Annotated in this window: 20 protein-coding genes and 4 pseudogenes; 11 read left to right on the top strand and 13 right to left on the bottom strand. The window is 71.7% G+C overall.

What is annotated here, in order from left to right:
* Nucleotides 1-98: 98 nt before the first annotated feature.
* Complete coding sequence (locus ACFVX6_RS25430) at nt 99-881, bottom strand: YhjD/YihY/BrkB family envelope integrity protein (protein ID WP_389695122.1); 783 nt, start codon at nt 879-881, stop codon at nt 99-101.
* A 397-nt stretch (nt 882-1,278) separates the two neighbouring features.
* Here ACFVX6_RS25430 and ACFVX6_RS25425 point away from each other — a divergent pair.
* Nucleotides 1,279-1,662 (top strand): annotated as a pseudogene (locus ACFVX6_RS25425) (ATP-binding protein); the annotation flags it as partial.
* A gap of 138 nt (nt 1,663-1,800) precedes the next feature.
* Here the strand turns inward: ACFVX6_RS25425 and ACFVX6_RS25420 are convergent.
* The 3 genes from ACFVX6_RS25420 to ACFVX6_RS25410 form a co-directional block, all read right to left on the bottom strand.
* Nucleotides 1,801-2,688 (bottom strand): YihY/virulence factor BrkB family protein, encoded by an 888-nt coding sequence (locus ACFVX6_RS25420; RefSeq protein WP_389695088.1) that lies wholly within the window; start codon nt 2,686-2,688, stop codon nt 1,801-1,803.
* Nucleotides 2,689-2,759: 71 nt separating this feature from the next.
* Nucleotides 2,760-3,266, bottom strand: coding sequence for a DinB family protein (locus ACFVX6_RS25415; protein ID WP_389695086.1), 507 nt, complete (start codon nt 3,264-3,266; stop codon nt 2,760-2,762).
* A 105-nt stretch (nt 3,267-3,371) separates the two neighbouring features.
* Complete coding sequence (locus tag ACFVX6_RS25410) at nt 3,372-4,064, bottom strand: hypothetical protein (RefSeq protein WP_389695084.1); 693 nt, start codon at nt 4,062-4,064, stop codon at nt 3,372-3,374.
* Between the two features lie 241 nt (nt 4,065-4,305).
* Between ACFVX6_RS25410 and ACFVX6_RS25405 the strand changes: the two are divergent.
* Nucleotides 4,306-5,316 (top strand): annotated as a pseudogene (locus ACFVX6_RS25405) (glycosyl hydrolase); the annotation flags it as partial.
* 42 nt (nt 5,317-5,358) lie between these two features.
* On the opposite strand, the gene ACFVX6_RS25400 reads toward ACFVX6_RS25405, so the two are convergent.
* On the bottom strand, nt 5,359-5,859 hold the full coding sequence (locus ACFVX6_RS25400; protein ID WP_389695082.1) for an SRPBCC family protein: 501 nt from the start codon (nt 5,857-5,859) through the stop codon (nt 5,359-5,361).
* A gap of 153 nt (nt 5,860-6,012) precedes the next feature.
* On the opposite strand from ACFVX6_RS25400, the gene ACFVX6_RS25395 reads away from it, so the two are divergent.
* Nucleotides 6,013-6,900: a helix-turn-helix domain-containing protein gene (locus ACFVX6_RS25395; protein WP_389695080.1), complete on the top strand. Its 888-nt coding sequence runs from the start codon at nt 6,013-6,015 to the stop codon at nt 6,898-6,900.
* A gap of 46 nt (nt 6,901-6,946) precedes the next feature.
* On the opposite strand, the gene ACFVX6_RS25390 is transcribed toward ACFVX6_RS25395, so the two are convergent.
* Nucleotides 6,947-7,471, bottom strand: a complete 525-nt coding sequence (locus tag ACFVX6_RS25390; protein WP_389695078.1) for a MarR family winged helix-turn-helix transcriptional regulator — start codon at nt 7,469-7,471, stop codon at nt 6,947-6,949.
* Between the two features lie 54 nt (nt 7,472-7,525).
* Between ACFVX6_RS25390 and ACFVX6_RS25385 the strand changes: the two genes are divergently transcribed.
* Complete coding sequence (locus ACFVX6_RS25385) at nt 7,526-8,914, top strand: MFS transporter (protein WP_389695120.1); 1,389 nt, start codon at nt 7,526-7,528, stop codon at nt 8,912-8,914.
* 164 nt (nt 8,915-9,078) lie between these two features.
* Here the strand turns inward: ACFVX6_RS25385 and ACFVX6_RS25380 are convergent, their stop codons facing one another.
* Together ACFVX6_RS25380 and rpmG are read right to left on the bottom strand one after the other, a co-directional pair.
* Nucleotides 9,079-10,221, bottom strand: a complete 1,143-nt coding sequence (locus tag ACFVX6_RS25380) for a CobW family GTP-binding protein (protein ID WP_389695076.1) — start codon at nt 10,219-10,221, stop codon at nt 9,079-9,081.
* Nucleotides 10,222-10,376: 155 nt separating this feature from the next.
* A pseudogene (gene rpmG, locus ACFVX6_RS25375) lies at nt 10,377-10,469 on the bottom strand (50S ribosomal protein L33); the annotation flags it as partial.
* On the opposite strand from rpmG, the pseudogene ACFVX6_RS25370 reads away from it, so the two are divergent.
* Nucleotides 10,462-10,584: pseudogene (locus ACFVX6_RS25370) on the top strand (50S ribosomal protein L28); the annotation flags it as partial. The pseudogenes rpmG and ACFVX6_RS25370 overlap by 8 nt on opposite strands.
* The gene (gene rpsN / locus ACFVX6_RS25365; protein ID WP_389695074.1) at nt 10,584-10,889 is read left to right on the top strand and encodes a 30S ribosomal protein S14; all 306 of its coding nucleotides are present in this window, start codon (nt 10,584-10,586) and stop codon (nt 10,887-10,889) included. The pseudogene ACFVX6_RS25370 and the gene rpsN, both read left to right, overlap by 1 nt.
* An 83-nt stretch (nt 10,890-10,972) precedes the next feature.
* Here rpsN and ACFVX6_RS25360 read toward each other — a convergent pair whose 3' ends face one another.
* Nucleotides 10,973-12,088 (bottom strand): glycerol dehydrogenase, encoded by a 1,116-nt coding sequence (locus ACFVX6_RS25360; protein WP_389695072.1) that lies wholly within the window; start codon nt 12,086-12,088, stop codon nt 10,973-10,975.
* Between the two features lie 232 nt (nt 12,089-12,320).
* Here ACFVX6_RS25360 and ACFVX6_RS25355 point away from each other — a divergent pair, with 232 nt between their 5' ends.
* A complete protein-coding gene (locus ACFVX6_RS25355; protein WP_389695070.1) occupies nt 12,321-14,702 on the top strand; it encodes a pectinesterase family protein in 2,382 nt (793 codons plus the stop codon).
* A 565-nt stretch (nt 14,703-15,267) separates the two neighbouring features.
* Here ACFVX6_RS25355 and ACFVX6_RS25350 read toward each other — a convergent pair.
* The gene (locus ACFVX6_RS25350; protein ID WP_389695068.1) at nt 15,268-16,014 is read right to left on the bottom strand and encodes a hypothetical protein; all 747 of its coding nucleotides are present in this window, start codon (nt 16,012-16,014) and stop codon (nt 15,268-15,270) included.
* A 351-nt stretch (nt 16,015-16,365) separates the two neighbouring features.
* On the opposite strand from ACFVX6_RS25350, the gene ACFVX6_RS25345 reads away from it, so the two are divergent.
* Together ACFVX6_RS25345 and ACFVX6_RS25340 are read left to right on the top strand one after the other, a co-directional pair.
* Complete coding sequence (locus tag ACFVX6_RS25345) at nt 16,366-17,424, top strand: PP2C family protein-serine/threonine phosphatase (RefSeq protein ID WP_389695066.1); 1,059 nt, start codon at nt 16,366-16,368, stop codon at nt 17,422-17,424.
* A gap of 95 nt (nt 17,425-17,519) precedes the next feature.
* Entirely contained in the window at nt 17,520-18,890 is a 1,371-nt protein-coding gene (locus tag ACFVX6_RS25340; RefSeq protein ID WP_389695064.1) for a serine hydrolase domain-containing protein, read from the top strand.
* Nucleotides 18,891-18,937: 47 nt separating this feature from the next.
* On the opposite strand, the gene ACFVX6_RS25335 is transcribed toward ACFVX6_RS25340, so the two are convergent.
* From ACFVX6_RS25335 to ACFVX6_RS25325, 3 genes are all read right to left on the bottom strand, one after another.
* Nucleotides 18,938-20,272 (bottom strand): chloride channel protein, encoded by a 1,335-nt coding sequence (locus ACFVX6_RS25335; protein ID WP_389695062.1) that lies wholly within the window; start codon nt 20,270-20,272, stop codon nt 18,938-18,940.
* Nucleotides 20,269-20,832 (bottom strand): potassium channel family protein, encoded by a 564-nt coding sequence (locus ACFVX6_RS25330; RefSeq protein ID WP_389695060.1) that lies wholly within the window; start codon nt 20,830-20,832, stop codon nt 20,269-20,271. The genes ACFVX6_RS25335 and ACFVX6_RS25330 overlap by 4 nt, the downstream gene beginning before the upstream one ends.
* 101 nt (nt 20,833-20,933) lie before the next feature.
* A complete protein-coding gene (locus tag ACFVX6_RS25325; RefSeq protein ID WP_389695058.1) occupies nt 20,934-21,653 on the bottom strand; it encodes a GAP family protein in 720 nt (239 codons plus the stop codon).
* A 143-nt stretch (nt 21,654-21,796) separates the two neighbouring features.
* On the opposite strand from ACFVX6_RS25325, the gene ACFVX6_RS25320 reads away from it, so the two are divergent.
* Both ACFVX6_RS25320 and ACFVX6_RS25315 read left to right on the top strand, forming a co-directional pair.
* Nucleotides 21,797-22,642, top strand: a complete 846-nt coding sequence (locus ACFVX6_RS25320) for a YhjD/YihY/BrkB family envelope integrity protein (protein WP_389695056.1) — start codon at nt 21,797-21,799, stop codon at nt 22,640-22,642.
* Nucleotides 22,643-22,860: 218 nt separating this feature from the next.
* Entirely contained in the window at nt 22,861-24,078 is a 1,218-nt protein-coding gene (locus ACFVX6_RS25315; protein ID WP_389695054.1) for a hypothetical protein, read from the top strand.

Raw genomic sequence — 24,078 nt, 5'->3', positions numbered from 1 at the left:
CCCGGCCCGCCCGGTGCCCGTGTGACCCGACACCGGGCGGGGCCCCGTGTCCCGCCCCCGCGTCGGCCCCCGGGCCCCGGCCGGCCCGGCTTCTCGCCTCACTGCCCGGGTTCCACCGGCGCCGCCCGGCGCAGCAGCTCGTCGTGGAGGAGGCGGCCGACGAGCGCGCCCCCGAACACGACCACGCCGATACCGACGAGCCAGGTCTGGATCACGAGGACGGTTCCGAAGGGGCCGTAGGTGACGGCACTGGACGCGATCAGCGGCGAGAAGACGAGCCGGGAGAAGACCCGCAGCCCGAGCAGCCCGAACATCGTGGCCACCGCCCCGGGGAACAGGGCGGTCCACGGGACCCGCCCGCCGAGCAGCAGGCGCTGGGACCACCAGAAGAAGAGGGTACCGATCGCCACCGTGACGAAGCCGCGGGCCGGGGAATCACGCCAGGGCGGGGCGATCGCCGAGAGGAAGAGCACCCCCACCAGCGCGCCGAGCCACAGCACGTGACGCCACCGGGCCCACCAGCGGGACGGAGGCAGGTCCCAGACCCGTTCGTAGCCGCTCTGCAGCATCGTGCCGAAGGACAGGCCGAACACGGCGAGCAGCGCGAGGCCGAAGGCCGTCGTGGTCCGCCAGGCCTGGCCGGGCAGGGCGAAGAGCCGCTCGATCTCGGCCCTGGCGGCCGGCGATACGCCGAGGCCGTCTCCCAGCCACTGAGCGAACCCCTGCCCGCCGCGGGTGTCCGCCGCGGACACGACGATGAGCAGGGGTACCAGGGTCAGGAACCCGAGCGCCGCGAACCCGAGCGAGCGTTGCCACAGGTCGACGTCCCGGACGTGCACCCATCGGCGTCCGGCCCGCGCGCGGCGGGCCGCACTGCGCATCCGCCCCAGGGGCGACAGCCGACGGGGCCCGTCGGACCCGGTCATCTCACCGGCGCACCCCCGGGTCCGCCGCCACCGCTGTCCCGACCGCCTCCGAGGCGTCCGCGAGGGGGCGCCGGCGGCGGCTGCGGTGACCGGCGCGGGTGGGCCGGGGGTGAGGTGATGGGCATGGCCGCTCCAGGTGCTGTTTTCACGGTAGAACCCTCCCGACCGGGAATCCACCGCAGGTACGGCGTTCACGTGTCCGGGCGATCAGGTCGGGCATACGCGGGACCGGGGACGACGGCCGCGGGACGGCCGGTCCGGGTGGTCTGGGTGATCCGGACGGTCCGCGGACGGGGCCGCTCGCCCCGGACGAACACAGTGAGTCGACGGTCGGGGTGAGGCGGCAGTGAACATGACGGGAGACGCCAAGGAGGCCAAGGCGGCCAAGCGGGCCGAGGGCGATCCTCGGCGCGTGCGCGATCGCGTGCGCGGGCCGGTCGGCCAGCGGCGAAGGCTCGCCCTGCGCAGCGTCCGGGGGGCGGTCGGCAAGGGCCGCGACTTCACCCGCCGGACCCTGCGGGACTGGGGTTGGGACGGGCGAGAGACTGCCGAGGACGCATTGCTCGTCGTCTCCGAGCTGGTGACGAACGCAGCCCTGCACGCGCACGGCTGCGAGGAGCTCGTACTGACCGCCGGCGAGACCCTGCGGATCGAGGTGCTCGACGGCGTGACGGAGCCGCCGCGCCCCGGGGCCGTGCGCCGGCCGGGCGTCCCCGGCGGCCACGGTCTGCACCTCGTGCGGCGGCTCTCCGACCGGTGGGGCTGCTACCCCCTCGGTACGGGCAAGGTCGTCTGGGCGGAGATCGACTCCTCCCGCCTGGCCGCCGGGCGCCGGGGCCCGAAGGCCCCGACCCCGGGCCACCGAGGCTCAGGCTCAGGACCGGGTCCGGGCGTGCGGACCCGGGGCCCGTTCGGCGTTGAAACGGGCGCCGGTGAGCAGCGCCAGGTTGGCGAACCAGAGCCACACGAGGAAGACGACGCTGCCGGCCAGCGGGCCGTAGAGCCTGCCGTAGGTGTTGAGCTCCGTGTACAGGGTGAAGAGCCCCGAGACGGCCAGCCAGAGCAGCGCCGCCAGTACGCCGCCGGGTAGGCCCCGGCGGGTGCCCCGGCTCTGGGCCGGGCCGGTGCGGAACAGGATCAGTACCAGGAGGACGACCACCACCAGCAGCACGGGCCAGCGCAGGAGCGCGATCCCCTCGGGTCCGGCCCCACCGGCGGCCCGGGCGGCGCGCCGGGCCAGTGGTCCGGACACGACCAGTCCCAGGGCGCCGACGACGAGCAGGACCAGCAGCACCACGGCGTTGACGACCAGGGTGTGGGCCGCGCGAAGCGGTGGTCGCGTGTCGGGCACCCCGTGCATCGTGTGCAGGGCGCGCCGGAACACTGCCAGGTAACTGCACGCCGACCACAGCGCACTGAGCACACCGCTGATCAACAGGGCCCACACCGAGGACTGTTCCGCCGCGAGGCCCTCGAGCGCCTCGCTCAGGACCTGCGCCGATTGAGGGGGCGCGTAGGAGGTGAGCCCGCCGATGAGCCGGACCCTCGTCGCCTCGCCGAGCAGCCCCACGAGGGAGACGGCGATGACGAGAGCGGGCAGGAGCGCCAGTACGGCGTAGTAGGTGAGGGAGGCCGCATGGTCGGCCAGGTTGTCGGTCCAGACGTGGACGGCCGTACGCCGCAGCTCGGCGCGGGTGCGCGCCGCGCGGGCCATGACGCGGGGACGGCCTCGACGTACGGCTGCGCGGGGGATGTGGGTCATGCCCGGCGCGTGCCCGGCGGAGCCCCGCGCATGCGGGTTCGGCGTCGTCTGCGCCGATCCGATCCGTGAAACTAGGAGCCGGTCGTGCCGTCGAGCAGCTCGCGCAGGATGTCCAGGTGGCCGTTGTGGCGGGCCGTCTCCTCGGTGAGGTGGAGGAGGATCCAGCGCAGGTCGACGTGGAGGCCGTTGCGGACGGCTCGTTCGGCCCGCTGGTCCAGGGCTGCCGCGGCGACCAGCTCGCGGTAGCGGGCGCTTTGGCCGGCGTATTCGTCGAGGAGCTGCGCGAGCGGAAAGTCGACGGCGATGCGCATCTCGCGGTCGGGGTCTTCGTCGGTCCAGGGGCCGTGGTCCTCCTCGCCGAGGAAGACCACCTGGAACCAGTAGTACTCGACCCAGCGCAGGTGGTTGATCAGTCCGCTCAGGGTCATCAGCGGTGAGCCCGGCAGGAGCGCCTTGCGGGCGTTCTCGTCGGAGACGCCTGCGCACTTGGCGTGTGCGGTGTCACGTGTGTAGTCGAGAAACGTGGTGAGCTGGGTGCGCTCGTCCCACGCGGCAGGTGTGTCGTCGATTCTGTTCATTCCGCGAAGCGTCCCTGATCGCGCGATGGGTGTCGAGGCATTTTCCGACGAGTCCGCACCGCTCCTCCCGGCTCGGTCCGCGACTGGTTCCGTACCGGCCCCGGGTCAGTCCTCGCCGGGAACGGCGGCGAACACCGGGGCGCCGACGGCCCGTGTCAGGCGGTATCGCCTGAGCGCCCGGTCGAAGCGGGCGCGGCTGCCCGGCAGGACTCCGCGGAGGTCGGCGATCAGCGCGCCGTCCGGCACGCGGGCGGCGAGGCGGGCGACCACCGGGTCCGGGCTGTTGCGGAGTGCGGCCGCGGAGTGCAGCGGCAGTTCGGGGCCGTCCAGCTGCAGGAGGTCCCAGAAATCGTCGGCGTACGGCTGGACGCCCTCCTCGAAGCCGGTCTCCTCGACCAGTTCCTCCGCCGTGCCGATGATCCGGTCGAGCCAGTGTGGCAGCGAGTCGGCCTCGACGTGGAGGCCGCCCTCGCGGTACTGCATCAGGACCTGGCCCCACCGGCCGTCGGCCTCGATGTCGACCCAGGTGACGCCGCCGCCTCCGTCGTCGGTGACCAGCCAATGGGGGTGCGGCAGGCCGTGGTCGCCGGCCTGGCGGGGGTGACCGGTCAGCGTGAACTGCACCGGCGGCACGGCGAACCCGCCCAGTCGGCCCAGTAGCTCGCGGGCCTCGGCCGGCACCGGGACGGGCCAGCGGCCGAAGTCGGCAGCCGTGACGCCGGGTTGTACCGCGAGGTCGAACGGGACCCGGGCGGACAGGTCCCGCAGCCGCTCGAGGAGGGTGTCGCCGGAGATCACCCGGCCAGGCTACCGGAGCGGCTCCTGGCAACGGGAACCGCGTGCCGGGCCGTGCGCCATCGGCCGCCCGTGTCCGGTGCCTGCCCGGTGTGCCGGTGAGGCTTCATCCGTTCGGGTCAAGCGGGGGCGGGTGGCTGCGGCGAATGGCCCAGCATCGGGACACTGGACAGGCCGAGCATCGGATGAGATGCCTAACGTCGCTGCCAGACACATCGGTGCTCGCGCAGCTTGTGGAGGTGCCATGTCCCGTCGACGCAGCTTGCTGGCGGGGGTCTGTGCGACAACGGTCGCCGTCGGTCTGCTTCTGACCGGGGGCGCCCAGGGCGTCCAGACGCCGCATCGGCAGGACTCCGGAACAAGCGCAGGCACCGAGATCGCGGTGGGTGCCTACCTGCACTACGGATCGCCCGGCGTCGAGCGGATGAAGGAGCTCTCGCGCTGGCTCGGGGGTACCGAGCTGCGCGCCGGGCACACCTATCTGCCGGGCGACACCTGGGCGAACATCGAGGGGGCACCCGATTCCCTGCGCAGCTGGGCGCGGTGGCGCAACGCGAGAGCCGACCGGCTGTTCGTCCTGAACGTGCCCATGCAGGAGCGCAACGAGGCCCGCTTCCCCGACGCCCGAGTCGCCGAGCTGATCCGCACCGGTGCGCGGGGCACGTACGACCACCACTTCCGGCGGCTGGCCCAGCGACTGGTCGACCTCGACGTGCCGGACACGGTGATCGTGCTCGGCTGGGAGATGAACGGCTTCGACTACACCCACCGGTGCCGGCCCGACCCCGAGAACTGGAAGAAGTACTGGCGGCGCATCGTGGCCGCCATGCGCTCCGTGAAGGGGCAGGACTTCCGTTTCGACTTCGCCCCCAACCGTGGTGGTGACGCGATCGCGTGGACCCGGTGCTACCCGGGTGATGACGTGGTCGATGTCGTCGGGATGGACTCGTACGACCAGGAACCCGGCCGGACCTTCGACGAGCAGGTCGCCCAGCCCTATGGACTGCAGCATCAGGTCGACTTCGCCAGGGCCCACGGCAAGGACACCTCGTACCCCGAGTGGGGGCTGTTCCGGCACGGCGACAATCCCGAGTACGTGCGGCACATGTTGGCATGGATCGAGGAGCACAGGCCGCTCTACCACAGCATCACGGACTTCTGCCCGCACGGCGTGTGGCAGTGCGGGCAGAATCCGCGATCCTCGCGGGTGTTCCGGGACTTCTTTTCCGGTGGTGAGCCGGAGGGGGCCGGGCCGCCTTCCTGACGGGGCGAGGCCGACGGGGCTCCGGCCGGCATCTCACACTTCGGCGATCCATTGGGCGAGGGACAGCAGGGTGGTTTCCACGCTGTTCGTCATGTAGTCGCGCAGTGCATCGAGGTCGCCGCGGGTGGTGCCGAGCACCGGGTCGAGGCGCAGGAGTTGCCAGGACTGCTCCACGACGGTTCCGCGCCCCTGGGGGCGGCAGGTCCAGCTCCATTGGACGATGCCGTTGTCGGCGCCGCCGACCACGTAGGCGAAGACGCTGCCGGGGTCGGCCCGTACGACCTGGGAGCGGGTCGTCCACTGCATGCCGCCTTTGAGATTGCGGCCGCTGAACCAGGCCCCGACCCGGGGCCCGGCGCCTTGGTCGTACGTGACATCCGTGGCGTTGGGGCTCCAGCGGCCGATCGCCGATACGTCACTGACGAGGTCATAGACACGGGCGGGTTCGGCATCCACCCATGCGCGCCGGGTGAAGGCGAAGTGCGATGCGTCCAGGACCTCGAAGAGGTCGTGTTCCCTGGTGGTGGCGGTCAAGGCGTGCTCCCGGATGTGTGGGGTGGTGTGTGGGGGTGGTGCCACGTCGGCAGTGCCCACGTCATCACCGGTCCCGCCGGGGAGCCAGACCCGCCGGTGCCTATCCACACCAGGGACAGGCTGTGCGGCGGGGCTCGGCCCATACTCGGATCCATGAACGGAACAGCGCAGCTCGGGGAGTTCCTGCAGACGCGGCGCTCCCAGCTGGTACCCGAGGATCTCGGGATACCCGACTACGGGGAGCGGCGCCGTGTGCCCGGTCTTCGACGCGAGGAGCTGGCGCTGCTGGCCGGTGTCAGCGTCTCCTACTACACCCGCCTGGAGCAGGGTCACTCCCTGAACGCCTCGCCGCAGGTGCTGGAGGCCCTCGCCCGGGCCCTGCGGCTGGAGGAGACCGAGCGCCTGCACCTCCACGACCTGGCCCGGTCGGCCCAGGGCCCCGGTCGGCGCCGACGGCCCGCCCCGGAGCGGGTGACGCGGGCCACCGGGCAGCTGTTGGAGGCACTGGCCCACGTTCCGGCGATCGTGACCGGCCGCCGCAGTGACGTCCTGGCCTGGAACCGGCCGGGCCATGCGCTGTTCGCCGGACACCTGGACCCGTACGCCGTCGATCGGCCGGCGGAGCGCCCCAACATGGCCCGACTGGTGTTCCTCGACGCGCACACCCGTGACCTGTACGCGGACTGGCCGGCCAAGGCGCGGGCCGTGGTGGGGAATCTGCGCCTGGTGGCGGGCCGGTATCCGGACGACACCGCGCTGCACGTGCTGGTCGGTGAACTGAGCGCGAAGAGCCCGGAGTTCGCCTCCATGTGGGCCGACCACCGCGTCAAGGCGTGCGCCGTCGCCACCTACGAAATGCGGCATCCGCTGCTCGGCCCGCTGACCGTCACCCAGCAGACCTTGAGCCAGGGCCCGAGCCAGAACATCGTGGTCGCCACCACGGAGGCCGACTCACCCGCGCGGACCGCGCTGGCCCTCCTCGCTCACGTCACCCCGAAGGGTGACCCGGCAGGCCCGGGAGCCCCGGCCGACGCCGGCTGAACCGACACCACCGGGCGCCGGGCCGAGGTGGTCGGCACCACACCGGTCAGGGATTCCGGGCACCCGGGGTGCCGGGGGAGCGCGGCGTTGCCGTGTCCTGCTCGCTGAGGTGGGTGTCCATGGCGGAGTTCAGGTCGGCCATGAACGCGTCGAACTGTTCCAGGAGCTGCGGCGGGTAGTGCGCCATCGCAGCGTCGAGGCGGTGGGCGAGCGGGCCGAAGAACTCGTCCGCCCGTTCCTGGATGTGCCCGCCACTGCGCAGGGTGATGACGCGCCGGTCGGAGTGTTCGCGGACGCGGGTGATGTGCCCCGCTGCTTCGAGACGGTTCAAGAGCGCGGTGGTGGCCCCGGTGGACAGGGGGATGCGCTCGCTCAGCCGCGCCGGCGACAGGGGAGTGCCGCGCTCTTCGGCGGCGGCGATCTCCAGTACCGCGGTCGCGTCGGTGGAGTGCAGGCCCAGCCAGGCGGCGAAGCGCCGACTGAGTTCGGCGTAGTGGCGGCCGTGAACCCTCAGCGATTCCATCAGCCGCTCGTGCTGCGCCGCGACGTCGCCGCGCTGCGCTTCCTCCATGGAGGCCCTCCGCCCTTCTCTCCTGCCGTGCGGTCCGCATCGGTGGTCCGCATCATGGATCTCCTGGACGCCTCGATCGTCAACGTCGCCGGTCCGGACCTGGAGAGGTCCCTCGGTGCCGGCTCCGTCGGCCTGCAGTGGGTGATCGGCGGCTACGCGCTCACCCTGGGGGCCGGGCTCGTGCTGGGCGGCCGGCTCGGCGACCGCTACGGGCGGCGCCGCATGTTCCTGCTCGGCCTGACCGCCTTCACCGCCACCTCGCTGCTGTGCGCGCTGGCCCCGAACATCGGGTCGCTGATCGCCTTCCGGCTGCTGCAGGGCGCCGCCGGGGCGATGCTCCTGCCGCAGGGGCTCGGCCTGCTGCGGGAAAACTTCTCCGGTCGCGAGCTCACGAAGGTCTTCGGGATCTTCGGCCCCGTACTGGGACTCGGCGGCATCATCGGCCCGGTCCTCGGCGGCTTCCTCATCGAGGGCGACTTCTTCGGCCTCGGCTGGCGGTCGGTGTTCCTGGTCAACCTGCCCATCGGCGTCGCGGCCCTGATCGTCGCCGCGAAGTGCGTGCCGAAGAAGCCCGGTGACCGGACGGTGAGCATCGACGTGGCCGGTGCGGCGCTGGTCGTGATGGCCTGCACGTTCCTCGTCCTGCCGCTGAACCAGGGGCAGGAGGACGGCTGGCCGTTGTGGACCTGGCTGTCCATGGCCGCCTCGGCCATCGGGTTCGCCCTGTTCGCGCTGCGGCAGCGCCGTACGGCCGCGGCGGGACGTGAGCCGCTGGTCACCCCCGGCCTGCTGCGCAAGCCCGCCTTCACCGTCGGGCTCGGCGCCATCGCCCTGTTCTTCGCCGGGCTCGTCGGCACGCAACTCGTGCTGACCCTCTACCTCCAGATCGGCCGGCACTTCACCGCCGGCGACGCGGGACTCGGCAACCTGCCGCTCGCGGTGGGCACGGCCATCGGCGGTGCGGTCAGCGGCGCCGTCCTCGCCGACAGGATCGGCCGCAAGGTCCTCCAGATCGGTCCGCTCGTCCAGCTCGCCGGCGCGACCCTGCTCTGGTTCGAACTCGACGGCCTGACGGCGGCCTCCTTCTCGATCTGGGACATCGCCCCGGCCGTGGCCGTCTCGGGCATCGGCGCGGGCATGGTCATCGCCGCCCTGTTCAGCTTCATCCTGGCCGCCGTGGACGACGAGGAGATCGGCTCCGCCTCCGGAGTCCTGTCCGCGGTCCAGTCCATCGGGGGCTCCATCGGCGTCGCCGTGTTCGGCTCCGTGTTCTTCGACCGGGCCGAGGCCGGCGAGTTCACCGGCGGATTCCACTACGCCCTTGTCGTCCAGGCGTGCCTGCTGGTCGCGTTCCTCGCCATCACCTTCCTGCTGCCCCGACAAGGACGCCCCGAGGAGGAGCACCACGGCGTCGCCACCGACACCCCGCAGGTCGCCGTCTGAACCCCTGACCGGAGGCTGCCGGTACCACGACGGCGGCCTCGGGCCGACCTGGCGCCCGCAGCCCCGTACTCCCGTCGATGCCGGGCTGGACAGTGCCGCATGGTCCTTCCCGCGTGAGGGCTCCTTGAGCGGTGTGGGCGATCGAGGTGCTGGTCGGTGGGGCGTCAGGAGACGGGGTCGAGGAGCGAGTCGAAGGCGGCCGGCAGTCTCCGCCACTCCTCGCGCCCCGAGGCGTACTCGGCGTCCGTGAGCAGGCAGGACTCCAGCAGTCGCTCCAGCTCGTCGCGGTCGAGGCCGGGTGAGGTGAAGACGAGGTGCTGGCAGCAGTCCCCGTGCTCCGGATGCCAGTCGAGCGAGGCTGCCGCCCTGCGCATCGGCGGCACCATCTCCCAGGCGGCGTCCGGGAGGGAGGCCAGCCAGGGCCCGGCGTTCTCCACGCACAGGGCGCCGCCCGCGGCGTCCCACGCCAGCAAGGTGTCGGGACGGTCGGCGAGCCAGAACCGGCCGCGGCTGCGGGCCGCGGCGCAGCAGAGGTCCTCCAGGGCCTCGTAGAGCCGCTCGGGGTGGAAGGGGCGGCGGCGGTGCCAGACGAAGGTGGTGACTCCGGCCTCCTCCGCCTCCTGGGGCAGCAAGGCGCAGGCCGGGTGCTGGGCGGCCGCCGCCGTCTCCACGTCGAAGCCGGCGAAGGCCGCCTGGGCCAAGTCCCCCGATCCGGCGGACACCCGGCGGGCGGTCGGATGGAGTTGGGCCAAGAGGGCGAGGTCCTCGGCGTCGGCGTCCTTGCCGTCCACGAGGGCCAGTACGGGGGCGTACTCCAGCTGCCGGGCCCAGGTGTCCCCGACCGTGCGCAGGTCCGAGGCGGCCGCCGCGAGGCCCACGTCCGCCAGATCGTCGCCGTTGACGAGATAGGGCAGGACGAGTGCGGGGTCCACCGCGGTGATCACGCTGGTGAGGTCGAGTACGTCGCCGCCGTGCGCGGCGACGACCTCGGCCATCGCCTTGGGCTCGACGGAATCCCACAGCTCGACGACGGCCAAGCGCGTCATTCCGCTGCGGGCGAGCCGTTCGAGCTCGGGGATCAGGTCCTCGCGCAGCGCGCAGCAGGCGCAGTCGTTGAAGAGCGGCGCCTCGCCTCGGGACAGTTCGCCCGAAGCGTCGCGCACGATGCGCAGCACGGTGCCGGCGGGTGCCGTGGCCAGGTCGTGGTGGAGCGCGACACTGCCGGGAACGGACCGGAGCAGCCGCTCCACGACTTCCTTGCGGGCGTCGGAGTGCAGCCCGCAGACGATGACGACGGGCAGGCTCACTTGCCGCCCCCGTAGCGGCGCTCGAAGCGCTCGACGCGGTCGGCGGTGCCGGCGGCCTCGTCGCGGAAGTCGACGGGCCCGTAGGCGGGGTGGGTTCCGGGCTTCATGGCATGTCCTTCAGGCAGGTGGACGGGTCAGGGGGGCGGGGGACGGGCTCAGCGTTCTTCGCGGAAGTCGACGTGCCGGCGGACCACCGGGTCGAACTTGCGCAGCACCATCCGGTCGGGATCGTTCCGCCGGTTCTTGCGGAGTGAAGGGCGCCACGTCCGCCTCAAGCTGAGCGCCAGGGCGATCAAGGCCATCGACACGATCGGTGTCGAGGCCGCGGTGGCACGCATCCGCGCCCGGGGCGTGAAGGTCTGATGGCGAAGCAGAGCAAGATCGCGCAGAACGAGAAGCGCAAGGCGATCGTCGAGCGCCACGCCACCCGGCGGGCGGAGCTGAAGGAGATCATCCGGAGGCCGTCCTCGACGGAGGCCGAACGGGCAGCGGCCGTGGCCGAGCTGCGCAAGCAGCCGCGCGACGCGAGCGCGACCAGGGTCCGCAACCGGGACGGTGTCGACGGGCGGCCCCGCGGACACCTGCGGAAGTTCGGACTGTCCCGCGTGCGGATGCGTGAACAGGCGCACGCCGGGTTCCTGCCCGGAGTCACGAAGTCGTCCTGGTAGAGCCCGCGCGGCCTACGGAAGCGAACGGGCCCACACTCCGGCGGAGTGTGGGCCCGCGTGGCTGTCGGACCGATCGGCGGTTCTCAGGCGCGGTTCCTGGTCTTCAGCCGGCTCTGACCGAGGGCGTCGGCCGCGGTGATCGCGTCGGCCGTCATCTCGGCGTCGACGGCGAAGGGTTCGTTGTGGATCGTCTCCCCCTCGGCGGTGGCGCGTGTCGCGATCTGTTCGATGGTGGACCTCGTTGCGTCGACGAGGCCGAGTTCGGCAAGGGTCACCGGCAGTCCCACCGCGGTGCAGAAGTCGAGGACCGCGGTGGTCTCGCTGCTGGGGGCGCCCTCCAGGACGAGTTGGGTGAGTACGCCGAAGGCGACCTTCTCGCCGTGCAGGTAAGAGTGCGTTTCGGGGACCACGGTGAGGCCGTTGTGGACGGCGTGGGCCGCGGCGAGGCCCGAAGATTCGAAGCCGAGTCCGGACAACAGCGTGTTCGCCTCGATGAGACGTTCCACGGCCGGAGTGACGACTTGTTGCCTCACCGCCTTCAGGGCGTCGGCTCCGTCTGCCATGAGCGTGCGGTGGCAGAGTTCCGCCAGCGCCGCGGCCGTGATCGTGGGTGCCCCGCCACGCATGTTGCGGACCCGGCCCGCCACACAGGTCCGGGCCTCGAACCAGGTGGCCAGGGCGTCGCCCATGCCGGCGGAGAACAGGCGCGCCGGGGCCCGGACGACAGCGCTGCTGTCCACGAGGACGAGCGCCGGGTTCCGTCGTACCAGTTGGTAGGCGTCGAACCGGCCTTCCGGCGTATAGAGGACGGAAAGGGCGCTGCACGGCGCGTCATTGGACGCCGCGGTCGGACAACTGACCATGGGGAGATCGAGGTCGTCCGCTGCGGCACGCGCCGCATCGAGGGCTTTGCCGCCGCCCGCGCCGACGACGACCGCGCTCAGGTTCTGCGTGGCGGCGTCGGTGATCCGGGCGACCTCGGCGCGGCTGCACTCGCCACCGAAGCGGTGGAGCACGTACTCGATTCCCGCTGCCCGGAACGTCTCCTGCCAGGTAGTGGCGAGCAGGCGTTCCGCACTGGGGGAGGCAACGATCAGGACCGGGCCGGAAAGGCCGAGCCGGACCATCTCCGGGCCCAGGGACACAGTGGCATCACGGCCCTGAACGTAGTGACCGGGTGAAGAGAAGACGCTGAGCATGGCACCCCTCCGTTATCGAGATCTACGGCACGTAGTTTCCCGTGGCTCACCGCCGCTGCCCGACCCTCGGCGCGCCGCACGGGTCCGGCAGGCGGCCTTCGCGCCGGTCGGAGCGCCACGTCGACTGGTTCGTCGAGTGGGGGCGGAGGTTTCGGCGGGTGCGCGGCAACCTTTCGGGCTTCGGCGGCAATTGAGGGGTGAACAGTGCACCTCGTCCCAAGGAGCCACTCCCATGTCCGCTTCCCCCCACCGCCGCCCCATCGGGCGCCGAAGGCTCGCCCTGGTCGGCGTGGCCACCCTGGTCGCCGCCGGTCTCGGCGCGGTGCCGCTCGTCGTGACGGCCGATGCCGTGGCACCCGCCGACCTCGCCCACGGCGTGCTGCCCGCCCGGGACGGCTGGGCCGCGAGCGGCTCGGGCACCACGGGCGGCCGGGCCGCGGCCGCGGCACGCGTCTTCACCGTCTCCACCCGCGCCGAACTGGCCAGGGCCCTGGCCGCGGGCCCGGCCGACGCCCCGCGGATCGTCCGCGTCAAGGGCCTGATCGACGCGAGCACCGACGACAGCGGAAAGCCCCAGACCTGCGCCGACTACGCGGCGGGCACCGGCTATTCGCTCGACTCCTACCTCAAGGCCTACGATCCCGCGGTCTGGGGCCGTACCCAACTGCCCTCCGGCGCCCAGGAGAACGCCCGCAGGGCGGCCCAGGCCAAGCAGGCCGCCCGCATGGTGTTCACGGTGCCGGCTCGGACCACCGTCATCGGCGTGCCCGGCACCGGAGCGGGCATCACCGGCGGCAGCCTGGTGGTGAAGAACGCCGACAACGTGATCATCCGCAACCTCTCGCTCACCGACGTCCGGGACTGCTTCCCGCAGTGGGATCCGACCGACGGCTCCACCGGCAACTGGAACTCCGCCTACGACGCCGTCAGCCTGCGCGGCGCCACCCACGTCTGGGTCGACCACAACAGCTTCTCCGACACCCCGCACCCGGACTCGGCCGAGCCGGTCCGCTTCGGCCGCCACTACCAGGTCCACGACGGTGCGCTCGACATCACCAACGCCTCCGACCTGGTCACCGTCGGGTACAACAGGTTCGCCAACCACGACAAGACGATGCTGATCGGCAGCAGCGACCAGGACACCAAACTCCGGGTGACGCTCCACCACAACGTCTTCCAGGGCGTGGTCCAGCGCGCCCCGCTCGCCCGAGTGGGCCAGATCCACCTGTACGACAACTACTACGACACCACGGCCTCGGAGGGCTACGCGCACAGCTACAGCGTCAACTCCCGTGCCGGCGCCCAGGTCGTCGCGCAGAACAACCACTGGAAGCTCTCCTCCGACCGGAAGACCTCCCAGCTGTTCAGCGGCGACGGCACCGGAGCCATCGCGGGCAGCGGCAACCTCGTCGGTGGCGTCCCGGTGGACCTGGTCGCCGCCTACAACGCCGCCAACCCCGGGAAGAAGATCAAAACCACCGTCGGCTGGAAGCCCACCCTCACCGCCGGACTGGAACCCGCCGCCGGACTGCCGAAGAAGCTCGCGGCGAAGGCGGGCGCCGGCGTCCTCACCGAGACCGGAGGCAAGGGGCCCACCTCGCCCGTTCCCACCTCGCCCGTTCCCGCCCCGTCCGCTACCGCCCCGTCCCGGCCCGCCGGCGGCCGTACGCTGACGGTCGCCGCCGACGGCTCCGCAGCCCACCGTTCCGTACAGGCCGCCGTCGACGCCGCCACCGCTGGCGACACCGTCCTCGTGGCGCGCGGCACCTACCGGGAGACGGTGAACGTCCCCGCCTCCAAGCACGGGCTGACGCTCAAGGGCGCCACCGGCAACGCAGAGGACGTCGTCATCACCTACGACAACGCCTCCGGCACGCCGAAGCCCGGAGGCGGTACGTACGGAACCGCGGGCAGTGCCACCGCGACCTTCTCGGCGAACGACATCACCGTCACCGGCGTCACGGTCGAGAACACCTGGGAGAGGTCGGCGCACCCGGGCGTCAAGGACACCCAGGCGGTGGCGCTCAACGCGTCCGGCGACCGCCAGCAGTACCTCAACTCGCGCTTCATCGGGCACCAGGACACCGTCCTGAACTGGGCTCCCTCGGCCACCGGGCAGTACCGCCAGTACTTCCGCCACTGCTTCGTCGCGGGCGACGTCGACTTCGTCTTCGGCAACGCCACCGCCGTCTACGACCACGTCAACATCACCCTGCGCGACCGGGGCGCCGCGGCCGGAGGTCACAACGGATACCTCGCCGCACCGAACACCGACGCGGCCAAGCCGTACGGGATCCTCATCACCGACAGCACGATCAGTAGCCCCGCCCAGCCCCGGACCTACTACCTCGGCCGGCCCTGGCACCCCGGCGCGAGCGCGGTCGGCCAGCTGGTGGTCCGCAACACGAGCCTGCCCGCGGCCGTGAAGACCGAGGGGCCGTGGACCGACATGGGGGGCTTCTCCTGGAAGTCGGCCCGGTTCGCCGAGTACGCCAACACGGGCCCCGGCGCCGGAACCGGAGCCGACCGGCCCCAGCTCGGCCCGGACCAGGCGGCACGCCACACCGCCCGCGCCTACCTGGCCGGTACCGACGGCTGGAACCCGACGGGCTGATGGGCGCCACCGTGCTGACCGGGCCCCGGCGGACGGAGGCGTCCGAACGGGCATGCGAGCGGACTGCTACTCTCCGGTACCTTCCTGAGCTCGCCCCCGCCGCACCGAGAGGCCGTACCGAGGCCATCACCGATGACGAAGCGGCCGCGGACTTCCACGCCTTCTTCGAACGCCGCCACGCCGAACTCTCCCGCCTGGCCTACCTGCTGACCTGCTCGGTACCCGGGCCGCCGACGAGCTGGTGGGAAGAGGAAGCCGGTGACAGACGAGCTGCGCGGTCTGCTGCGGGAGAGCGCCGAAGCCCACCTGCCCGACCGGGCCCGCATGTTGGCCCGGGTCGAGCGCGGCACCGACCCGCGGCCGCGGGACCGGGAGCGTGTCCGCCTCCGCGCCCTGTCCTGGCCGAAGATCGCCCTCGCGACCCTGGCCACCGCCGGAACCCTGACGGTGAGCGCCCTCACGGTGGTCACTGCCCTGCACGCCCAGCCGCGGAAGGCGGAGCAGTCGTGTGGGGCGGGTTCGCGTAAGGCGGTTCGAAGGTCACCGGCGCACATGCCCGTCGGCGCTACTGGAGCCGGGACACGTCGACCGAGTCGGCGGGCGCGGGGGGTTCGGCCGGGACGGGCTCGTCGAAGGCGGAGAAGGACGCCTCGACCCGCTTGTCGGGCGCTTCGGTGCCCTGGATCCGCAGGAGGTACGGCTTGTCCTCGGTGGAGACCTGGTACGTGCCCGTCTCGTCGTCGTTGCGGCTCGTGACCGTGATGGCCGGGCGGCCGTCGACGGTGGTCCGCGATTCCTTGGCCAGCTGTTCGTTCGCCCGCTTCGACGAGAACTCCTTCTTGAAGAAGTCCAGGTCGCACAATTCGGCGAAGCCGCGCAACACGGAGCTGCCCGTAGTGCCGTGCACATAGCGGCCGTTGACGAGCGCGATCGCGTCATCGGCCGCCAAGCCCGGTATCTGAGCGCGCAGAAGGGCATCGTCGAGCTTCATCCACACGTCGTCGCCGCGTTTGATGATCTCGGCCGTGCCCGAACCGCCGGGAGGCGTCACAGTGCCGACGCAGTTGCCCCCCACGTCGAATCGGAGGTCCAGGTCGGTGGTGCCCGACGTGTCGATCACCTTGGCCACCATGCGCATGGAGGTGACACCGGACATGGCCTCACGAGAGGCGTCCGCAATGGCCTGGGCGCTCTTGTCGGCGATGCCGTTGTCATCGGCCCCGGCGGCCCCCGCGCCCACGAGGATCAACGAGCAGACGGCTCCGGCGGCTGCGCAGCGGGCCGCGGCTGAGGCTGCCCGGGGTGCGGACATGGGCCCCACCTCCTTCCGGCCGCCTCCGGATGGCTTCCACCATCGCGCAAACGCCATGGTCTCCGGCGCGGTCGTCACCTGATCAGCGTAGGTCCGCGCCGCGGCAGGCGCAGTCCGGGCCGCGGCGGCCTCCGGCACGGACCGTCCGCACTGCGCTCGGCGCGGTCGGGGGTGCCGCTGGTCACGGGCTTCCGGGAGGCCGCGGCAGCTTCCGCGGGGCAGGCTGTTCCCATGAGGTCACGTCCTCTGAGGTCACGTCCTCGCTCGCCCGGTCGGCCGGGAGCGTCCGCTCGGCCGGCAGCGGGCGGTCACGGTGCGTTCCTGTTCACGCTGGCGCAGTGTGCGCCGTTCGTGATCGCGCTGGGAGTGCTGGGGATCGAGCTCTCGCCCGCACACGATCTGGTCACGGGTCCCGTCCTCACCACGACGCCGGCGCTGGCAGCGCTGACGATGGGCCCGGTGGGCACGCTGTCTGCGGCAGCCCTCGCCGCGAGTGTGAACGCGACCTCTGCGACCTACAACCAGTCGTGGGGAACGCAGACCCAGCTGATCATCGGCAACTTCCTGGGGATCATCGTGGTGTCCGTGGCCAGTGTCATCCTGAGTAACGCGGTGCGCACGCGCAGAGAGGGCGAGCTCGACCAGGTCCGCCGGATCGCAGTGGCCGCGCAGGAGGTCGTCCTGCGGCCCGTCCCCGAGCGCTTGGGTCCGGTACGGGCGGCCAGTCTGTGCCTCGCTGCCGGGACCGGGGCACTGGTGGGCGGCGATCTGTACGACGCGGTGCAGACGCGCTACGGCGTCCGCCTGATCGTGGGGGACGTCCGGGGGAAAGGGCTGTCCGCCATACGCGCGGTCGCGGTGGCCTTGGGCGCGTTCAGGGAGGCCGTGCACTACGAGGACGAAGTGCAGGAAGTCATGAACCATTGCGCGGCCGCGCTGCGGCGAGAGGCCGCCGTGCCGGGCACTTACTCCCAGACGGAGCTTCCCGAAGTCCTCATGGAGGGATTCACCACCGCGCTCATCGCCCAGGTGTCGGACGAACCGGTGGTGTACCTGGTCAACCGCGGCCATCCGCCTCCGCTGATGCTGCGTGAGGGCAAGGTTCGGGCGCTGATGCCCGCCCTGCCACTGCTGCCGCTCGGCCTCGAAGACCTCGACGACGGCCCTCCTGCCGAGCCCGAGAGCTTCCCGTTCCTGCCCGGCGACCGGCTGCTGCTCTACACCGACGGCGTGATCGAAGCCCGCAACCGTGACAACGACTTCCTCCCCCTGGCGCAGACCATGGAGGAGATACCCACCGACACCTCCCCACAGGATTTCCTGGACGAACTGCACATGGCATTGATCGTGCACACCGAGGGCTGCTTGACGGACGACGTGGCGATGATCCTCGTGGACCGGCTCGCATGAAGAAGGCCCTTCCCTTGTCGGCCGGCCCTGCGTAGTTTCGCCGCTGCCGGGCAGCACCGCCCGGCGGTATCGCACGGGGGAGAGCGATGAGAGGCATGCGCAGAACACGCACCACACCAGGCCGCCTCGTGGTGGCCGCCGCGACCGTCCTGGTCGTGGCCATGGGCCTGCCGGCCACGCCGGCCGCCGCACACGACGGCCACGAACCCCTGCTCGCCGCCCTGCGCGCCGAGGCGGGGACCGCCGTCGGCGGCGACGGCATCCCCGGGGTGATCGCCCGCACCTACAAGGACGGCGTCTCCTGGACCGGTACGGGAGCCACGGATGCGGGAACACCCGTACGCAATCCGGACCATCCCTTCCGGGCCGCCTCGATCACCAAGATCTTCACCGCCACGACCGTCCTCCAGCTCGTCGCCGACGGCAGGGTCAGCCTCGACGACGACGTGTTCGGCCTGCTGGGCCCGGTCTTGAAGACCAACCCCGTCGCGGGCTGCAACCCGAGCACCGGGCAGTGCTTCAACCCTCCTCCCGGCAGCCCGCCCATCACCGTGCGGAACCTGCTCCAGCACTCCAGCGGCGTGTTCAACTACCTCGGTGACCTGGGAGTGCTGGCGAGTGCCGGCAGCAGCTTCCCCAACCTGCCCGACTACTCGGCCCAGCAGCTCGTCGACGAAGGTGCCTCCCACGGACCGCAGTTCGCGCCGGGCGCCGGGATGCACTACAGCAACACCAACTACGTGCTGCTCGGCATGGTCATCGAGCGGGTCACCGGACACCCGTGGGCCGACGAGGTCACCCGCAGGGTCATCCAGCCGCTCGGCCTCACCCACACCGTGCTCCCCGGATCCACGGCCACCCTGCCGACGCCCCACGACCAGTTCTTCACGAACTACCTGCGGCCGCGCGGGGTGTTGGGCCACCTTTCCCGTCCGGCCGCCGACTGGAACCCGTCCATCGGCGGCGCGGCCGGAGCCATCGTGTCCACCAGCGGTGACCTGATGACCTTCATCCGAGCCCTGCTCGCCGGCCAACTCCTGCCCCCGGCACAGCTCGCGCAGATGATGACCGACCTCAACCCCACCGGGGCCGGATCCCCCGGCTCCCCACTCCCCGGCGTCCCCTGCGACCCGGCCCGAGCCTGGCCCGAATGCATCGTCAACCCGGCGATCAGCACGGTCAGTTCGGGCGACAAGGCCACGCCCGGCTACTGGTATGCGAGCCGCCCCTGGAAGGCCGTCCAGGCCGACTACGGACTCGGGCTCACCCGCCGCACGATCACCTGCGAGAACGGCTCCACCGTCGTCCTGTACGGGCACAACGGCGGCGGATTCGGTTCGCTGAGCTACCTCTACTCCACGGCGGACGGCAGCCACGCCCTCGTGCTCAACATGAACGGCGACTGGCCGCTCTGGGAGCTGTACAGCCTGAACGGCATGCTGGCGGCCGAATTCTGCACCACCTGACGGTCGCCCACCGGCCGTCGGCACCTGCTGTGTCTCTCCGGCGTCCGCTACTTCGCCACGGTGGGCCCGGGAGGCAGCAGCTCGGTGACGACGAAGGCGACCACGGCCGCCAGGATCACGATGGGCATCATGGCGGAGCTGCCGAGCAGCAGGATCACGAGCACCACGCTGCTCACCGGCAGCCGCAGCGTGGTGGCCGCGGCCGCCGCCATGCCGGCCGCCATCCCGGGTACGACTCCCAGGCCCGGCAGCGGCGCGAGGAGGACGCCCGTCACGGCGCCGAGGAAGAGCGCGGGGAACACCGGGCCGCCTCGCAGGCTGCCGAGACAGAGCAGGTAGGCGGCCCCCTTGAACAACAGGACGGCCAGCAGCGCGCCGACGCCCCAGGCGTGCGGGTCCGCGGCCAGTCCGGCGAGGCCGGCCTGGCCCGACGAGACGACCTCGGCGGGTGAGCGCCCGGTGATCAGCGCGTAGAGGGCGGCGCAGGCCGCCGCGCCCAAGGCGCACAGGACGGTCCGTACGAGGGGCCGAGCCGCGACGTACGCGGCGATCGCCCGGGCCCCGGCCAGCAGGGGGTGCAGTACGACGCCGAGGGCCACGGCGATGACCACCGCCCAGAGCACGTCTGCCACGTCCAGGCGGGGGAACGGCACGGAAAGCTTCAGGGAGAGATCCCCCGTCGCCAGTCCCGTCCACCGTCCGAGGCCGGTGAAGACCAGCGCCCCGACCCCGCTGGACAGAAGGGCCGGCACCATGACCGCGAACAGCTGCGGCCCGCCCACGCCTGCCACCTCGATCAGCAGCACCGCGGCGATCAACGGGTTGCCGAAGATCGCGGAGATGGCCGCGGCGGCTCCGGCCGCGCCCAGGAGCACGGTGCTCTGCGGGGTCGCCGGTGCCCGCGCGAGGTCACGGAAGATCAGGGCCAGGCCGCCGCCGAGTGCGATCAGCGGGGCCTCCGGTCCGAGAACCGCGCCGAACGGCAGGCTCGCCACCGCGGCGAGCAGGACTCCGGGCAGGGCGGCCGACGAGGCGCCTCCCGTGTGCAGTCCGGACGCGGGGACGTGGCCGCCCGCTCCGGGCAGGTGCGTGACGACGAGGCCGACCACGGTTCCGGCGACGAGCAGCAGGGGAAGCGGCCACCACCAGGGCGGGGTGTCCCAGCCCAGCGCCTGGGGGAGGTCCGCCCACAGCACGTGCTCCAGTTCGTGCAGCCCGACGAGGAACCAGAAGGCGGCGAGGGACACCGGGATGCCGATGAGGGCACACAGGGCGAGCGCCTTGAGGTAGCCGGGGCTGCGGAGTATGTCCCGAAGGACGTCCGCCTCCTCCGGCTGAGTCCCGGTGACGGACGGGTCGGTCCGTCGGCTCCGGCCGGTCATGGTTCGTCCTCCACTGGTGGGGCGGCTTCCCCTTGTCTTCGCATCCCGATCCGGACGGCGCCGAAGAGGACCTTGGCGATCACTCCCACCACGATCAGGTCGGCGATCATCTGCACGGTGGTCAAGACGCGGGCGGCCTGGGTGGTGGGGGAGATGTCCCCGAAGCCCACGGTCGCGAACACCGTAACGGTGAAGTACAGCGCGTCGGTCCGGCTCAGGGGCTCCGAGAACGACTGCGGTACCTCCTCGGCGAGCAGGAAGTACGACGCGGCGAAGAGGACCAGGAACAGCGGCACGGCGGTGGCCAGTGCCTCGATGGCGCGCAACCGGGGGTACTCCGCATGGGCGATGGCGGCGACCTGCCAGGCGACCAGACCCCCGAACAGCGCGAGGCCGAGGACCAGGAGCGCGACGGTGAGTACGCCGAACCCGCGCTCCAGGGGGGCCAGATAGAACAGGGCGGTCAGCAGGACGGCCGATGCGGCCGAGCGGAGCAGGCAACCCACCAGCAACCGGCGGCGCCGTGACGGTCGGAGCCCGCCTCTCCCGTCGTTGCTCATGACCACTCCTCGCACCGGACCGGGATCTTTCCTGGGCATCCCTTGCGGGCAGAGCTCCGCAGCCATTGCAGCATCCGTCGAGGCTGCCTGCATCTCCAGGTTCAGCGCGTGAGCTCGTAAAGGCTCCTGCCCACCAGCCACAGCCCGAGGACGAGGCAGCTGACGACGATGGCCCGGTCCTTGTGTCCCGACAGCCATGCCCGCAGGTTCGTCAGCGCGAGCGCAGCCCTGTCGGGCGCGAACACCATGTACAGCTCCATGGCCAGGAGGCTGGACGTGGCGAGCACGCAGAAGGCCAGCAGGGCCAGGTACGACCCGCTGTGGGAGAGGTCCGCCTCGACGACGGTGGCCGCTCCGGCACCGACCATGCCCCAGGGCTGCAGGAGCAGGGCGAGTCCGGCCGCCGACCATGCGGTGGCCTGGTCCATCCGGGACGAGAGCGAGCCGCCACCGGAGGAACCGGACCGGGAAGGTGGAGGTGCAGGAGCGGGAGCAGGAGCAGGATCAGGTGTACGTCCCGGGAAAGCGGGGACATCGCGGCGCCTGCGGCGCCGGTGCTCGCTGTAAAGCACCAGCCCGATGCCGATGGCCAGTTTTGCCGCGTGAGCGGCGTTGGAAGGCGGCGACCGGGGCGGGGGCGGTTCGCCACCTGTCAGGAGGATGACGACGGCGATCACGGCGACGAGGCAGGCGAGCCACGCGAGGATGAACACGAGCCCCTTCCACACGCCCCTGGGCGCCGAAAGCACCAGCACGAAGGCCATGATCGGCAACGGGTAGAGCGTGATGACCAGGCCGATGAAGAACAGGTCAAGCAGCATGTCCGCCGCGCACTGCGTACCGGATTGATCGTTGGTCACGTGTCAGGGCGGCAGAGCTCATGCGTTCACCGTCACCCTGTATGCGGTCAGGTGCAAAAGATGTGTCGCAGCCGTCGCGAAGCGATCCTCGTGAGGAGTCCACCGTGTCCGAACCAGCGGGCAGACCGCGCCGGCTCGCCGTGCCCGGTTGGATGCGCCGGCACACGCCGTTCCTGGGCCGGATCCTCGAACAGCTCGCCGCCGTCAACGTCCTGGACTGTGCGACCCGGTTGGCCGCACAGGCGTTTCTCGGTGCACTGCCCGCCCTCTTCGTCATCGCCTCACTCGCCCCCGACTGGCTCCGGGAGCAGGTGGTCTCGTCCCTCCGAGCGACACTGGGGCTCCCGGACGCCGCGCTGGACCAGGTGCGGTCGGTGTACGCCGACACAGGCGGCGTGATCTCGGTGAGCGGGGTGGGGATCGCGGTGACGCTGCTGTCGGCGACCGCATGGAGCCGGGCCATGCAGATGACGTGCGAGCGGTCCTGGCACCTGCCCAAGGCCAAGGCCCGGCTCGCCGCCTGGCGGTGGCTGGCCTGGCTCACCGTCTGCCTGGGGGTGGTGTTGTTCCAGGGGCCGCTGCAGGACGCCTTCGGCGCCGGTCGGGCCGGGGGCTTCTTCCTCGCGCTGGTCGGCAACACGATGCTGTGGTGGTGGACCCAGCACCTGCTGCTCGGCGCCCGGATTCCGTGGTTGCCCCTGTTGCCCGGTGCGCTGTTCGTCGCGTCCGGGGTGCAGTTGGTTTCCTGGGGGTCGAGGATCTACATGCCCCGTGCCATGGACCGCAGCCTGCAGCAGTTCGGAAGTCTCGGCTCGGTCTTCGTCCTGCTGTCCTGGCTGATCGTCTACTTCGTCGTGACGACGGCCGCCATCGCCATTGGATACGTGGTGGCCCGCGAGCCCCTGCCGACGCGCTGGCTCCGTACGCCCGTCAGCTCCCCGGCAAGGTGACGGAGGACCCACGGGGGCCCGGCTCCTTCCCCGGTGGGCGCAACTGAACGCGCGGACCCGTGGTGCGACGTGTCCAATGGCCGGGACCGGGTCTTTCGCCTCCGTCCCCAAGGAGCGCCATGGGTGTGCCGCCCGATCCGTCAGACGGGTCGCCCGCACTGGTTCGCAAGGGCGGAGGGCGCGCCCGGCGGATCGCGACGAGTGCGGTCTCGGCAGTGATGATCACGCTGACGTGCATCTTCGTACCGATCTCGCTCCTGACGGTCTGGGTGCACGACATCGTGCTGGACACCGACCGCTACGTGTCCACGGTCACCCCGCTCGCCTCCGACCCGGCGATCGAAGCGGCCGCCGTGCGCCGCATCACCGAGGCGGCCGACGTCCGGGTCGACGGTGCCCAGGTCACGTCCGACCTGGCGGCCTGGCTCCAGGCCCAGGGACTGCCGGCCCGCGTGGGCACGGCGGTCAAGGCGCTGGGCCCGCAGCTGGACTCCGCCGCCGACGCGGCCGTCTCCAAGGTGGCGACCCGCCTCGTGGAGAGCGACCGCTTCGAGAAGATCTGGACCACCGCCAACCGTGCTGCGCACTCCTCCGTGGTGCGGGCGCTGACCGGCGAGGGCCGTGGCGCGGTGGAGGTCGAGGGCGGCACCGTCACGCTCGACATCGGTGATGCCGTGGAGACCGTCAAGCAGGACCTCGTCGAGGCGGGGCTCGCACCTGCCGAGAAGATCCCCGAAGTCGACAAGCAGATGGTGCTCTTCCAGTCGGACAAGCTGGCGAAGATCAGAGGAGCCGTCCACCTCCTCGACGTCCTCGGCAACTGGCTTCCCGTGCTCACGGTGGTCCTCGGCACCATCGGGGTGCTGGTCGCACGGCGCCGACGCCGCGCGCTGGTGACCACCATGCTGTGCGCGGCCGCCGCTTGCCTGATCCTCGCCATCGGCCTTGCCGTCGCCCGCCGCTACTACCTCGACCACCTTCCGGAGCAGGTCCAGTCGCCGGCGGCCGCGGCGGCGATCTTCGACACCCTCGTGAGGTTCCTGAGGGTCAGCCTCCGCACCGCGCTGGTCCTCGGGATCGTGGTGGCCCTCGGCGCCTACCTGTCCGGTGCCGGCCGACTGCCCCGCGGTGTGCGAGGTACGGCGGAGCGCGCGGCCGACTCCGCAGCGGGCTGGGGCGCCGCCCACGGAGTGCACACCGGCCGGGTCGGCACGTGGGTGCAGGCCCGTCGGCGCCTGCTCACCACCGGAGTGCTGCTGGTCCTCGCCCTCGTGTTCGCCCTGTGGAACCACCCCACGGTGCTCACGGTCCTGCTCCTGGCCCTCGTCCTGCTCGCCGTGCTCGCCGTGCTGGCACTACTGGCGGCCGGCGGCCGCGTGGGTGCGGGGACGGGCGGGCCGGGGGACGGCAGCCGGCCACCCGCACCCTCCCGGTAG

Source organism: Streptomyces sp. NPDC058289 (assembly GCF_042880975.1).
GTDB classification, from domain to species: Bacteria; Actinomycetota; Actinomycetes; order Streptomycetales; family Streptomycetaceae; genus Streptomyces; species Streptomyces stoeckheimensis.
The sequence above is the reverse complement of the archived record's forward strand: the minus strand, read 5'-3'. Positions and strand labels throughout refer to the sequence as shown.